At 33.1% G+C, this 11744-nt stretch carries 20 protein-coding genes and 1 pseudogene; all 21 read left to right on the top strand.

Going from position 1 to position 11744, the window contains the following annotated elements; translation table 11 throughout:
• The first annotated feature begins 5 nt into the window (after positions 1-5).
• Positions 6-263, top strand: coding sequence for a 30S ribosomal protein S17 (rpsQ, locus tag QNK89_RS08085; protein WP_340170502.1), 258 nt, complete (start codon positions 6-8; stop codon positions 261-263).
• Positions 264-265: 2 nt separating this feature from the next.
• Positions 266-634: a 50S ribosomal protein L14 gene (rplN, locus tag QNK89_RS08080; RefSeq protein ID WP_013869034.1), complete on the top strand. Its 369-nt coding sequence runs from the start codon at positions 266-268 to the stop codon at positions 632-634.
• A gap of 13 nt (positions 635-647) precedes the next feature.
• Complete coding sequence (rplX, locus tag QNK89_RS08075) at positions 648-959, top strand: 50S ribosomal protein L24 (RefSeq protein ID WP_340170501.1); 312 nt, start codon at positions 648-650, stop codon at positions 957-959.
• A 2-nt stretch (positions 960-961) separates the two neighbouring features.
• Positions 962-1513: a 50S ribosomal protein L5 gene (gene rplE, locus QNK89_RS08070; protein WP_340170500.1), complete on the top strand. Its 552-nt coding sequence runs from the start codon at positions 962-964 to the stop codon at positions 1511-1513.
• A gap of 3 nt (positions 1514-1516) precedes the next feature.
• Positions 1517-1786, top strand: a complete 270-nt coding sequence (rpsN, locus tag QNK89_RS08065; protein WP_034043320.1) for a 30S ribosomal protein S14 — start codon at positions 1517-1519, stop codon at positions 1784-1786.
• A 60-nt stretch (positions 1787-1846) separates the two neighbouring features.
• The gene (gene rpsH, locus QNK89_RS08060; protein ID WP_340170499.1) at positions 1847-2245 is read left to right on the top strand and encodes a 30S ribosomal protein S8; all 399 of its coding nucleotides are present in this window, start codon (positions 1847-1849) and stop codon (positions 2243-2245) included.
• Between the two features lie 19 nt (positions 2246-2264).
• Positions 2265-2807 carry a 50S ribosomal protein L6 gene (gene rplF, locus QNK89_RS08055; RefSeq protein WP_340170498.1) on the top strand — a complete coding sequence of 181 codons (543 nt, stop codon included), beginning with the start codon at positions 2265-2267 and terminating at the stop codon, positions 2805-2807.
• Positions 2808-2817: 10 nt separating this feature from the next.
• Positions 2818-3174, top strand: a complete 357-nt coding sequence (gene rplR / locus QNK89_RS08050; RefSeq protein ID WP_340170497.1) for a 50S ribosomal protein L18 — start codon at positions 2818-2820, stop codon at positions 3172-3174.
• Between the two features lie 6 nt (positions 3175-3180).
• Positions 3181-3705, top strand: coding sequence for a 30S ribosomal protein S5 (rpsE, locus tag QNK89_RS08045; protein WP_290696436.1), 525 nt, complete (start codon positions 3181-3183; stop codon positions 3703-3705).
• An 11-nt stretch (positions 3706-3716) separates the two neighbouring features.
• The gene (gene rpmD / locus QNK89_RS08040; protein WP_340170496.1) at positions 3717-3899 is read left to right on the top strand and encodes a 50S ribosomal protein L30; all 183 of its coding nucleotides are present in this window, start codon (positions 3717-3719) and stop codon (positions 3897-3899) included.
• Positions 3900-3913: 14 nt separating this feature from the next.
• Entirely contained in the window at positions 3914-4366 is a 453-nt protein-coding gene (gene rplO / locus QNK89_RS08035) for a 50S ribosomal protein L15 (RefSeq protein WP_340170495.1), read from the top strand.
• Between the two features lie 15 nt (positions 4367-4381).
• The gene (gene secY / locus QNK89_RS08030; protein ID WP_340170494.1) at positions 4382-5737 is read left to right on the top strand and encodes a preprotein translocase subunit SecY; all 1356 of its coding nucleotides are present in this window, start codon (positions 4382-4384) and stop codon (positions 5735-5737) included.
• Positions 5738-5746: 9 nt separating this feature from the next.
• Entirely contained in the window at positions 5747-5962 is a 216-nt protein-coding gene (gene infA / locus QNK89_RS08025; RefSeq protein WP_007094967.1) for a translation initiation factor IF-1, read from the top strand.
• 4 nt (positions 5963-5966) lie between these two features.
• The gene (ykgO, locus tag QNK89_RS08020; protein WP_340170493.1) at positions 5967-6083 is read left to right on the top strand and encodes a type B 50S ribosomal protein L36; all 117 of its coding nucleotides are present in this window, start codon (positions 5967-5969) and stop codon (positions 6081-6083) included.
• A 2-nt stretch (positions 6084-6085) separates the two neighbouring features.
• Positions 6086-6460, top strand: a pseudogene (rpsM, locus tag QNK89_RS08015) (30S ribosomal protein S13).
• Positions 6461-6569: 109 nt separating this feature from the next.
• On the top strand, positions 6570-6962 hold the full coding sequence (rpsK, locus tag QNK89_RS08010; RefSeq protein ID WP_300205414.1) for a 30S ribosomal protein S11: 393 nt from the start codon (positions 6570-6572) through the stop codon (positions 6960-6962).
• Between the two features lie 189 nt (positions 6963-7151).
• On the top strand, positions 7152-7757 hold the full coding sequence (gene rpsD / locus QNK89_RS08005; protein WP_340170492.1) for a 30S ribosomal protein S4: 606 nt from the start codon (positions 7152-7154) through the stop codon (positions 7755-7757).
• Positions 7758-7851: 94 nt separating this feature from the next.
• A complete protein-coding gene (locus QNK89_RS08000; RefSeq protein WP_340170491.1) occupies positions 7852-8844 on the top strand; it encodes a DNA-directed RNA polymerase subunit alpha in 993 nt (330 codons plus the stop codon).
• Between the two features lie 96 nt (positions 8845-8940).
• Positions 8941-9408, top strand: a complete 468-nt coding sequence (gene rplQ / locus QNK89_RS07995; RefSeq protein ID WP_340170490.1) for a 50S ribosomal protein L17 — start codon at positions 8941-8943, stop codon at positions 9406-9408.
• Between the two features lie 96 nt (positions 9409-9504).
• Entirely contained in the window at positions 9505-10605 is a 1101-nt protein-coding gene (gene carA, locus QNK89_RS07990) for a glutamine-hydrolyzing carbamoyl-phosphate synthase small subunit (RefSeq protein ID WP_340170489.1), read from the top strand.
• Positions 10606-10761: 156 nt separating this feature from the next.
• The coding region (eno, locus tag QNK89_RS07985; RefSeq protein WP_340170488.1) for a phosphopyruvate hydratase at positions 10762-11744 on the top strand (983 nt) is incomplete at its 3' end.

The following is an 11744-nucleotide window of genomic DNA, read 5'->3' as shown; positions in this document are numbered from 1 at the left end:
GAAAGATGGAAAAAAGAAACTTAAGAAAAGAACGTATAGGTGTAGTTACTAGTAACAAAATGATGAAATCAATAGTTGTTGCCGTAGTAAAAAAAGTAAAACATCCTATGTACGGAAAATTCGTTTTAAAAACGACAAAATACGTAGCACACGACGAAACAAACGACTGTAACATTGGAGACACAGTAAAGATCATGGAAACAAGACCTTTATCTAAATCTAAATGTTGGAGATTAGTTGAAATAATTGAAAGAGCGAAGTAATTATGGTACAACAAGAATCAAGAATAAAAGTAGCAGATAATACTGGTGCTAAAGAAGTATTAGTAATCCGTGTTTTAGGAGGTACTAAGAGAAGATATGCTTCTGTAGGTGACAAAGTTGTTGTTTCTGTTAAAGATGCAACTCCTAATGGAAACATTAAGAAAAAAGCAGTGTCTACAGCAGTTGTTGTTCGTACTAAAAAAGAAGTAAGACGTCCAGATGGATCATATATTAGATTCGACGATAATGCTTGTGTACTTTTAAACCCAACGGGTGAAATGAGAGGAACACGTGTATTTGGACCTGTTGCTAGAGAACTTCGTGATAAACAATTCATGAAAATTGTATCATTAGCACCAGAAGTGCTTTAAGACATTTATTAAGATGACAAAGCTTAAAATAAAATCTGGAGATACTGTAAAAGTAATTGCTGGAGATCATAAAGGATCAGAAGGTAAAGTACAGAAAGTATTAGCCGATAAGAACAAAGCGATCGTTGAGGGCGTGAACATGGTAAAGAAACATACTAAGCCAAGTGCACAAAGTCCACAAGGAGGAATCGTTGAAAAAGAAGCTCCTATTCAAATATCTAACTTATCATTGTTAACTTCTAAAGGAGAAGCAACAAGAGTTGGGTTTAGAATGGAAGATGGAAAAAAAGTAAGATTTTCAAAAAAATCAAACGAAGTAATATAGTTATGGCATATTCACCTAGACTTAAAGAAGAGTATAAAAGCAAAGTAATTGCAGCTCTTACAGAAGAATTTGGTTATAGTAATGTAATGCAAGTACCTAAACTTAAAAAGATAGTATTATCTAGAGGAGTTGGTGCTGCAGTTGCAGATAAAAAATTAGTTGACTACGCATTAGACGAGTTAACGACTATAACAGGACAAAAAGCTATCGCTACATTGTCTAAAAAAGATATTGCAGCTTTCAAATTACGTAAAGGTATGCCAATTGGCGCTATGGTTACGTTAAGAGGAGAAAGAATGTACGAATTTTTAGATCGTTTAGTAACTTCAGCTTTACCACGTGTTAGAGATTTCGGTGGTATTAAAGCTAAAGGTTTCGATGGAAGAGGTAACTACAATTTAGGAGTTACTGAGCAGATTATATTCCCAGAATTAGATATTGACAAAATCAATAAAATTTCTGGTATGGATATCACATTTGTAACTTCTGCAGCAACTGATAAAGAAGCAAAATCATTATTAACAGAATTAGGTTTACCTTTTCAAAAAAACTAAGTTATGGCTAAAGAATCAATGAAAGCCCGCGAGGTGAAAAGAGCAAAAACAGTAGCTAAATATGCTGAAAAACGCAAAGCTTTAAAAGAAGCTGGCGATTATGAAGCATTACAAAAGTTACCAAAAAATGCTTCTCCAGTTCGCATGCATAATAGATGTAAATTAACAGGACGACCTAAAGGTTACATGCGTACTTTTGGAATTTCTCGTGTTACATTTAGAGAGATGGCAAACCAAGGTTTAATACCAGGAGTTAGAAAAGCAAGTTGGTAAATTTATAAATTGGTCTAAGGTTCACAATAGTGTGAAAACCAAGTCCGCAAATTAATACATATGTATACAGATCCAATTGCAGATTTCCTTACAAGAGTTAGAAACGCAGTGCGTGCTAACCACAGAGTAGTGGAAATTCCTGCATCAAATTTAAAAAAGGACATAACTAAAATATTATTCGATCAAGGATATATTTTAAGTTATAAGTTCGATGATTCTTCAGTACAAGGAACAATTAAAATTGCCCTTAAGTACAATAAAGAATCAAAAGAACCAGTAATTAGAAAATTACAAAGAATCAGTAAGCCTGGTTTACGTAAGTATTCTAGTTCAACAGAATTACCTCGTATTCTTAACGGATTAGGTATTGCTATCGTTTCAACTTCTCATGGAGTAATGACTGGTAAGCAGGCTCAGCGTGAGAATGTAGGTGGTGAAGTTTTATGTTACGTTTACTAATCTATAAAACAAGAAAGAGATGTCAAGAATAGGAAATAATCCAGTGGCAATTCCAGAAGGAGTTACTATAGAAGTAAAAGATAACATCATTACAGCAAAAGGTAAGTTAGGAGAATTAACTCAATCTTACGATACTGTAGAGGTTAAAGTTGAAGATGGAAATGTGTTAGTAACACGTCCCTCAGATAATAAAGAAAGTAAAGCTAAGCATGGTTTATATAGGTCACTTGTTAACAATATGGTTGCAGGTGTTTCTAAAGGATGGACAAAAGAGCTTGAGCTAGTAGGAGTAGGATATAGAGCAAGTAACCAAGGTCAAAGGTTAGAGTTAGCCTTAGGTTTTTCTCATAACATTGTTTTGAGTATTGCACCAGAAGTGAAAGTGGAAACAGTTTCAGATAAAGGTAAAAATCCAATCATTAAGTTAACATCTCACGACAAACAACTTGTAGGACAAGTAGCTGCGAAAATACGTGGATTTAGACCACCTGAGCCTTATAAAGGAAAAGGTGTGAAGTTTGTAGGTGAAGTACTAAGAAGAAAAGCTGGTAAATCAGCATAATAAGTAAGTTATGAAGTTAACAAAAAACCAAAGAAGACTAAGAATTAAAAGCAGAATCCGTAAGGCTGTTTCTGGTACAGATGCAAGACCTAGATTAGCTGTTTTTAGAAGTAATAAAGAGATTTATGCTCAATTAGTTGATGATGTTTCAGGTAAAACTTTAGCAGCAGCATCTTCAAGAGATAAAGACATTAGTTCTGCAAAAGGTAACAAAACTGAAGTTGCTACATTAGTAGGGAAAGCAGTTGCCGAAAAAGCAATTAAAGCTGGAGTAGATACTATCGCTTTTGATAGAGGTGGATATTTATATCACGGTAGAGTAAAATCATTAGCTGAAGGAGCTAGAGAAGCAGGACTTAAATTCTAAGAAATTATGTATAAAAAATACAGAAGCGCAGAGTTAGTAAAACCAAGTGGTTTAGATCTTAAAGATCGTTTAATAGGTGTGCAAAGAGTTACTAAAGTAACAAAAGGTGGTAGAGCATTTGGTTTCTCAGCAATCGTTGTGGTTGGAGATGAAGCTGGTGTTGTAGGACATGGTTTAGGAAAATCTAAAGATGTAGCAAGTGCAATTGCAAAGGCTATTGAAGATGCAAAAAAGAACCTAGTACGTATCCCTATTATAAAAGGAACTTTACCTCATGAACAAAAAGGTAAATATGGTGGAGGAAGTGTAAACATCATTCCTGCAGCTCCTGGTACAGGAGTTATTGCTGGTGGTGCTGTAAGAGCAGTGCTTGAAGCAGTTGGAGTTCATGATGTATTATCTAAATCTCAAGGATCTTCAAATCCACATAATGTAGTTAAAGCAACTTTTGATGCGTTATTGCAATTAAGAAGTGCTCAAACTATTGCTCGTGAAAGAGGAATTTCTTTAGAGAAAGTTTTTAACGGTTAATATTTACAGAAATGGCAAAAATAAAAGTAACAAAAGTTAAGAGCGCAATCAACCGTACTAAAAGACAAAAGTTAACACTATTAGCTTTAGGTTTAAAGAAAGTAGGACAAACTATTGAGCACGAAGACACTCCTAATATTTTAGGAATGATTAGAAAAGTTAATCACTTAGTTTCTGTAAAGGAATCTAAATAACAATATACTGGAAAATGAATTTAAGTAATCTAAAACCTGCAGAAGGTTCAGTAAAAAACCAAGGAAAAAGAATAGGTAGAGGACAAGGTTCTGGTAAAGGAGGTACTGCTACACGTGGTCACAAAGGAGCAAAATCTCGTTCTGGTTATTCTAAAAAGGTTGGTTTTGAAGGTGGGCAAATGCCACTTCAAAGACGTGTTCCTAAGTTTGGTTTTACAAATATCAACCGTAAAGAGCATCAAGGTATCAACCTTGATACTTTACAGCAATTAGTTGATGATAAGAAAATTAAGGATACATTAGATTTTGAAACTATCGTTTCTTTAGGTTTAGCAGGTAAAAATGAGCTTGTAAAAATCTTAGGAAGAGGTGAGTTAAAAGCAAAGTTAACTGTAACAGCACATAAATTTACTGCTACTGCAAAAGCTGCTATTGAAGCTGCTGGTGGTGAAGCTGCAACTTTATAAGACCAACTAGAGAATATGAAATTTATAGAAACAATAAAGAATGTTTGGAAAATCGAGGAACTAAGAAACCGAATCATATTTACTTTAGGTTTATTATTAGTTTATCGTTTTGGAGCACAAGTTGTTTTGCCAGGTATTGATGCCTCGCAATTAACTAGCTTACAAAGTCAAGCTGGTGATGGTGGTATTATAGGTTTATTAAATGCCTTTACAGGTGGAGCTTTTGCAAATGCATCAGTTTTTGCTTTAGGTATTATGCCTTATATATCAGCTTCTATTGTTGTACAGTTGATGGGAATAGCAATTCCTTATTTACAGAAACTTCAAAAAGAAGGAGCTAGTGGACAAAAGAAGATTACACAAATAACAAGATGGTTAACAATAGGTATTTGTTTAGTTCAAGCACCTGGATATTTAGCTAGTTTACAGCCAATGTTTGGTATTCCAAATTCAGCATTTTTATTAGGCCAAGGTGGTGTTTTCTACTTTTCATCGATAGTAATTCTAGTAACAGGTTGTATTTTTGCAATGTGGTTAGGTGAAAAAATAACAGATAAAGGAATTGGAAATGGAATTTCTTTATTAATTATGGTAGGAATTATTGCAACATTACCTAAATCTTTCCTTCAGAATATGAATGCAAGGTTTACCACAGGAAATGGACCTATGATGATTCTTTTTGAAATTGTCATCTGGTTTGCAATTATTGCTGCGTCTATATTGCTAGTGATGGCAGTTAGAAAAATAGCAGTCCAATATGCAAGAAGATCTGCAACTGGAGGTTATGAAAAAAATGTATTTGATGGTGCAAGACAATTTATTCCTTTAAAGCTTAATGCTTCAGGAGTAATGCCAATTATCTTTGCTCAAGCTATTATGTTTGTTCCAGGTTTAATTGGAGGATCATCGTTAATGAAAGATTCAACTGCCGGACAATGGATGGTTGCTAATTTTTCTGATATGTTTGGCTTATGGTATAATATTGTTTTTGCTTTATTAATTATAATTTTCACATATTTTTATACAGCAATAACAGTTCCTACAAATAAAATGGCAGACGATTTAAAACGTAGTGGTGGTTTTATTCCAGGAATACGTCCAGGTTCTGAAACATCAGAATACTTAGATAAGATTATGTCTCAAATAACTTTGCCAGGTTCTATATTTTTAGCTTTAATCGCTGTTTTTCCAGCATTTGTATTTAAGCTAATGGGAGTACAATCAGGTTGGGCATTATTTTTTGGAGGTACATCATTATTAATTATGGTTGGAGTTGCAATTGATACTATGCAACAAGTAAATTCTTACTTGTTAAATAGACACTATGATGGCTTAATGAAGACTGGTAAAAATAGGAAAGCAGTAGCTTAATATTAAACTATGGCAAAGCAAGCAGCAATAGAGCAAGACGGAACGATAATAGAAGCATTATCAAATGCAATGTTTCGTGTAGAATTAGAAAATGGTCACATTGTGACAGCACACATATCCGGGAAAATGCGTATGCATTACATTAAATTGTTACCTGGAGATAAAGTAAAATTAGAAATGAGTCCTTACGATTTAACGAAGGCTCGAATAACTTATAGATACTAAACTTATGAAAGTAAGAGCATCAGTTAAAAAGAGAAGTATCGATTGTAAAATCGTACGCAGAAAAGGAAGACTTTACGTCATTAACAAAAAGAATCCTAGATTCAAACAAAGACAAGGATAATTATGGCTAGAATTGCAGGTGTAGACATACCAAAAAACAAAAGAGGAGTTATTTCTTTAACTTATATCTATGGTGTAGGTAGAAGCAGAGCTCAAGAAATTTTAGCAACAGCTAAAGTTGACGAAAGTATTAAAGTTCAAGATTGGGACGATGATCAAATAGCAGCCATTCGTGACTCTGTTGGAACATTTACCATTGAAGGAGAATTACGTTAAGAAACAAAATTAAACTTTAAGCGATTATTGGATATTGTTTGTTACAGTGTTATTCGTCATAGAGCTGTTTTACCTTTAAGAGGTCAACGTACTAAAAACAACTCTAGAACTAGAAAAGGTAGAAGAAAAACTGTTGCTAACAAGAAAAAAGCAACTAAATAATAATTACAAATTTGGTCTTTAGTGTTTAGACGTTGGAAAGAATCTGTTTGAAATTATTTAGGTTTAGGATTCTAGCGACTATCAACTAACTACTTAGAACTATAGAAATATGGCAAAGACAAATACAAAATCGACTAAAAAACGTAAAGTTATAGTTGAATCTGTTGGAGAAGCACACATAACTGCATCCTTTAACAATATTATTATCTCATTAACAAACAAAAAAGGTGACGTGATTTCATGGTCGTCTGCAGGTAAAATGGGATTTAGAGGTTCTAAAAAGAACACACCTTACGCAGCTCAATTATGTGCAGAAGATGCATCTGGAGTAGCAAAAGAAGCAGGGTTGAAAAAAGTAAAAGTTTATGTTAAAGGACCTGGAAACGGTAGAGAATCTGCTATACGTTCCATCCACAATGCAGGAATTGAAGTTACAGAAATTATTGATGTAACACCTTTACCGCATAATGGATGTCGTCCTCCAAAACGTAGAAGAGTATAATAACGTTTAAAACGTTAAGCATATAACACATCATAAATTAATATTAGTTATATATAATAGCTGATATTAATTTTTTGTGTAAATTTGCAGACTTAAAAATATTAACAAGTATCAATTAGAGAGATCAACGCAAGTCGAAGGATAAGATTAAGACCTTAATTCACATGCACTCTCACAAAACAATTTAAAATGGCAAGATATACTGGTCCTAAAACTAAAATAGCACGTAAATTTGGCGAAGCTATATTTGGAGATGATAAAGCTTTTGAAAAAAGAAATTATCCACCAGGACAACACGGAAACGCAAGACGTCGTGGAAAAAAATCTGAATACGCTATCCAATTAATGGAAAAGCAAAAAGCTAAGTATACCTACGGTGTATTAGAGCGTCAATTCAGAAACATGTTTAAAAAAGCTACAGCAGCTCCTGGAATTACAGGTGAAGTTCTATTACAATTATGCGAGTCTAGATTAGATAACGTTGTTTTTAGAATGGGAATTGCTCCAACAAGAAGTGCTGGAAGACAACTAGTTTCTCACAGACATATTACAGTAAATGGAGAGTTGGTAAATGTACCATCTTACCAACTAAAAGCTGGTGATGTTGTTGCTGTTAGAGAAAAATCTAAGTCTCTTGAGGCTATTGAAAGATCTTTATCAAATTCAAGTAACGTTTACGAATGGATTACTTGGAATAGCGCAACAAAAGAAGGTACTTACGTTTCTGTTCCTGCTAGAATTCAAATTCCTGAGAACATAAACGAACAATTCATTGTAGAATTATACTCTAAATAATAATTAATCATATTGATGTTTAGCCAAAGGATTTATTAGTGATCTTCAAACTTTTAAATCGCGCAACTAAACAACAATTAAAACGAAGAAAAAAATGGCAGTATTTAATTTTCAGAAGCCCGACAAAGTAATCATGATTGATTCTACTGATTTCGAAGGTAAATTCGAATTCAGACCACTAGAACCAGGTTACGGACTAACAGTAGGAAATGCTTTAAGAAGAGTTTTATTATCTTCTTTAGAAGGATTTGCAATTACATCTATTAGAATAGAAGGTGTTGATCATGAATTTTCAGCAATATCTGGAGTAGTAGAAGATGTTACTGAAATTATTTTGAACTTAAAGCAAATGCGTTTTAAGCGTCAAATAGAGGATGTAGATAACGAGTCTGTTTCTATTTCTATTTCAGGTCAAGATAAAATTACAGCAGGAGATTTTCAAAAATTTATTTCAGGTTTTCAAGTTTTAAATCCAGATTTAGTAATCTGTAACTTAGATTCTAAAGTAAATATTACTATGGAAATTTCAATCGAAAAAGGAAGAGGTTATGTTCCTGCAGAAGAAAATAAAAAAGCTTCAGCACCAATGGGGACAATCTTTACAGATTCAATTTATACACCAATAAAGAATGTTAAGTATAGTATTGAGAATTATCGTGTAGAGCAGAAGACAGATTACGAAAAATTAGTTTTCGAAATTCAATCAGATGGTTCTATTACGCCTCAAGATGCTTTAACTGAAGCAGCAAAAACTTTAATTCACCACTTCATGTTATTCTCAGATGAGCGTATAACATTAGAAGCTGATGAAATTGCACAAACTGAAACTTATGATGAAGAGTCTCTTCACATGCGTCAGTTACTTAAAACTAAATTAGTAGATATGGATTTATCTGTACGTGCACTTAATTGTTTAAAAGCAGCAGAAGTAGATACATTAGGAGACTTAGTATCTTTTAACAAAAACGATTTAATGAAGTTCCGTAACTTCGGTAAAAAATCTTTAACAGAGCTTGAAGAGCTTGTAAATGTAAAAGGTATGAATTTCGGAATGGACTTATCTAAATATAAATTAGATAAAGATTAAATTTTTAACTAAAAAACTTAGTCAACACAATAATTAATTAATCATATTTTGCTCCTCGATAATTGAGTTTAGTAGCAAGATGATAAAATAAATGTCATGAGACACGGAAAAAAAGTAAACCATTTAGGACGCCAGACGGCTCATAGAAAAGCTATGTTAGCAAATATGGCTTGTTCTTTAATCGAACACAAACGTATCAATACTACTGTAGCTAAAGCAAAAGCTTTAAAAGGTTTTGTTGAGCCAATGATTACAAAATCTAAAAACGATACGACACACAATCGTCGTTTAGTATTTTCTAAATTGCGTCAAAAAGAAGCAGTTACTGAATTATTTAGAGATGTAGCTGCAAAAGTTGGAGATCGTCCAGGTGGTTATACTAGAATTATAAAGTTAGGAAATCGTTTAGGAGATAACGCTGATATGGCAATGATTGAACTTGTAGATTATAATGAAATCTATAATGCAGATAAAAAAGCTAAGAAAACTACACGTAGAAGTCGTCGTGGTGGAAAAGCAACAACTGCGCCAATTGACACTAAAGCAACTAACGAAGAAGAGTAAATGTTAATAAGCATTTAATATAAAAAGGATAAACTATTTTAGTTTATCCTTTTTTTTTTGAACTTTTGCAAAACCTTTGACGTAATTATTATATCTATGAAATATCAAAAACTAAAAAAAGCATTAATACTATTGGCAGATGGAACCATTTTTCATGGTAAAGCTGTAGGAAGAGAAGGTAGTGCCTTTGGTGAAGTTTGTTTTAATACAGGAATGACCGGTTATCAAGAGATTTTTACAGATCCTTCATATTATGGCCAGTTAATGGTTACCACTAATGCACATATTGGGAATTATGGTGTTAATAGAATGGAAGATGAATCTGACTCTGTAAAAATAGCAGGCCTTATATGTAAAAATTTTAGTTATGAGTTTTCTCGTGATGCAGCAGACGGTTCCTTAGAAGCCTTTTTAAACCATAACAATCTACTTGCAATTTCAGATGTAGATACAAGAGCTCTTGTAGCATACATTAGAGACAATGGAGCAATGAATGCAGTTATTTCTACAGAAGTAGATAATGTTGAAGAACTAAAATTGCAACTTGCAAATACTCCTAATATGAATGGCTTAGAACTTGCTTCTAAAGTTTCAACTAAAGAGCCTTATTTTGTAGGAGATGAAAATGCGGCTATTAAAATTGCTGCATTAGATATTGTTATTAAAAAGAATATTCTTAGAAATTTTGTAAAACGTGGTGCATATGTAAAGGTGTTTCCATATAATTCTAAATTCGAAGATTTAGAAGCTTTCAATCCAGATGGGTACTTTTTATCTAATGGACCAGGAGATCCAGAACCTCTTATAGAAGCTCAAGAACTGGCAAAAGAAATTATTAAAAGAGATTTACCATTATTTGGTATTTGCCTTGGACACCAGGTTATTGCATTAGCAAATGGTATTTCAACTTACAAAATGCATAATGGTCATAGAGGTATTAACCATCCAGTAAAGAATTTAATAACTGGAAAAGGAGAAATAACATCACAGAATCATGGTTTTGCAATTAATAGAGAAGAAACAGAAGCACATAATGATGTAGAGATTACACATGTGCATTTAAATGATGATACTGTAGCAGGAATTAAAATGAAAAGCAAGAATGTGTTTTCTGCTCAATACCACCCAGAAGCTAGTCCTGGACCAAACGATTCAACATACTTATTTGATGAGTTCATTAATAAAATCAAAAAATAATAGTATGAATAAAGCAATAGAATGTATTTTCTGTTGCTTTTTCAATTTTACTAAAACGTTATAGATAATTTTTTGTTTAATTCTAAAATTGTTAACACTAAGAACACAGAATTAAATAGTAAATTTGAATGTTAATAAAAATTTAAAACACGAATTATGAGTATTATAATCAACGTCCACGCAAGACAAATTTTCGATTCAAGAGGAAACCCAACAGTAGAAGTAGATGTAGAAACAGAAAACGGTTACGTTGGAAGAGCTGCAGTACCATCTGGAGCTTCAACAGGCGAACACGAAGCTGTAGAGTTACGAGATGGTGGAGATAAATTTATGGGTAAAGGTGTAACCAAAGCTGTAGATAATGTTAACTCTATACTAGCAGAAGAGCTTTTAGGTGTAAATGTTTTTGAGCAAAACTATATAGATACTTTAATGTGCGAAATAGATGGCACTCCTAATAAATCAAAGTTAGGAGCAAATGCTATTTTAGGCGTTTCTTTAGCAGTTGCTAAAGCAGCAGCAGCAGAATTAGGTATGCCATTGTATCGTTATGTTGGAGGTGTAAGTGCAAATACTTTACCAGTACCCATGATGAATATTATAAATGGTGGTTCGCATAGCGATGCTCCAATTGCTTTTCAAGAATTTATGGTCATACCAGTAAAAGCAAATAACTTTTCTCACGCACTACAAATGGGTACAGAGATTTTTCATAACCTTAAAAAAGTTTTACACGATAGAGGTTTAAGTACAGCAGTAGGAGACGAAGGTGGTTTTGCACCAAACTTAGAAGGCGGAACAGAAGATGCTTTAGAAATTATAGCACTGGCAGTAAAAAATGCTGGCTACACTTTAGGAGACGATATTATGATTGCTTTAGATTGTGCAGCAGCAGAATTTTATGTTAATGGTAATTACGATTATTCTAAATTTGAAGGTGAAACCGGAAAAGTAAGATCAAGTAAAGAACAAGCAGATTATTTAGCCGAATTATCTCGTAACTATCCAATTATTTCTATTGAAGATGGTATGGATGAAAATGATTGGGACCGTTGGAAGTATTTAACTGAAAAGATTGGAGATAAAGTACAATTAGTTGGTGATGATTTATTTGTTACTAATGTAGAACGTTTATCGAG

Origin of the sequence: Lacinutrix sp., from assembly GCF_037625555.1 — a bacterium.
Classification (GTDB): Bacteria; Bacteroidota; Bacteroidia; order Flavobacteriales; family Flavobacteriaceae; genus Lacinutrix.
The sequence above is the reverse complement of the archived record's forward strand: the minus strand, read 5'-3'. Positions and strand labels throughout refer to the sequence as shown.

Coding starts and splice junctions, on each gene's coding strand:
- rpsQ (WP_340170502.1), top strand. CDS start 6: ATGGAAAAAAGAAACTTAAGAAAAGAACGTATAGGTGTAGTTACTAGT.
- rplN (WP_013869034.1), top strand. CDS start 266: ATGGTACAACAAGAATCAAGAATAAAAGTAGCAGATAATACTGGTGCT.
- rplX (WP_340170501.1), top strand. CDS start 648: ATGACAAAGCTTAAAATAAAATCTGGAGATACTGTAAAAGTAATTGCT.
- rplE (WP_340170500.1), top strand. CDS start 962: ATGGCATATTCACCTAGACTTAAAGAAGAGTATAAAAGCAAAGTAATT.
- rpsN (WP_034043320.1), top strand. CDS start 1,517: ATGGCTAAAGAATCAATGAAAGCCCGCGAGGTGAAAAGAGCAAAAACA.
- rpsH (WP_340170499.1), top strand. CDS start 1,847: ATGTATACAGATCCAATTGCAGATTTCCTTACAAGAGTTAGAAACGCA.
- rplF (WP_340170498.1), top strand. CDS start 2,265: ATGTCAAGAATAGGAAATAATCCAGTGGCAATTCCAGAAGGAGTTACT.
- rplR (WP_340170497.1), top strand. CDS start 2,818: ATGAAGTTAACAAAAAACCAAAGAAGACTAAGAATTAAAAGCAGAATC.
- rpsE (WP_290696436.1), top strand. CDS start 3,181: ATGTATAAAAAATACAGAAGCGCAGAGTTAGTAAAACCAAGTGGTTTA.
- rpmD (WP_340170496.1), top strand. CDS start 3,717: ATGGCAAAAATAAAAGTAACAAAAGTTAAGAGCGCAATCAACCGTACT.
- rplO (WP_340170495.1), top strand. CDS start 3,914: ATGAATTTAAGTAATCTAAAACCTGCAGAAGGTTCAGTAAAAAACCAA.
- secY (WP_340170494.1), top strand. CDS start 4,382: ATGAAATTTATAGAAACAATAAAGAATGTTTGGAAAATCGAGGAACTA.
- infA (WP_007094967.1), top strand. CDS start 5,747: ATGGCAAAGCAAGCAGCAATAGAGCAAGACGGAACGATAATAGAAGCA.
- ykgO (WP_340170493.1), top strand. CDS start 5,967: ATGAAAGTAAGAGCATCAGTTAAAAAGAGAAGTATCGATTGTAAAATC.
- rpsK (WP_300205414.1), top strand. CDS start 6,570: ATGGCAAAGACAAATACAAAATCGACTAAAAAACGTAAAGTTATAGTT.
- rpsD (WP_340170492.1), top strand. CDS start 7,152: ATGGCAAGATATACTGGTCCTAAAACTAAAATAGCACGTAAATTTGGC.
- QNK89_RS08000 (WP_340170491.1), top strand. CDS start 7,852: ATGGCAGTATTTAATTTTCAGAAGCCCGACAAAGTAATCATGATTGAT.
- rplQ (WP_340170490.1), top strand. CDS start 8,941: ATGAGACACGGAAAAAAAGTAAACCATTTAGGACGCCAGACGGCTCAT.
- carA (WP_340170489.1), top strand. CDS start 9,505: ATGAAATATCAAAAACTAAAAAAAGCATTAATACTATTGGCAGATGGA.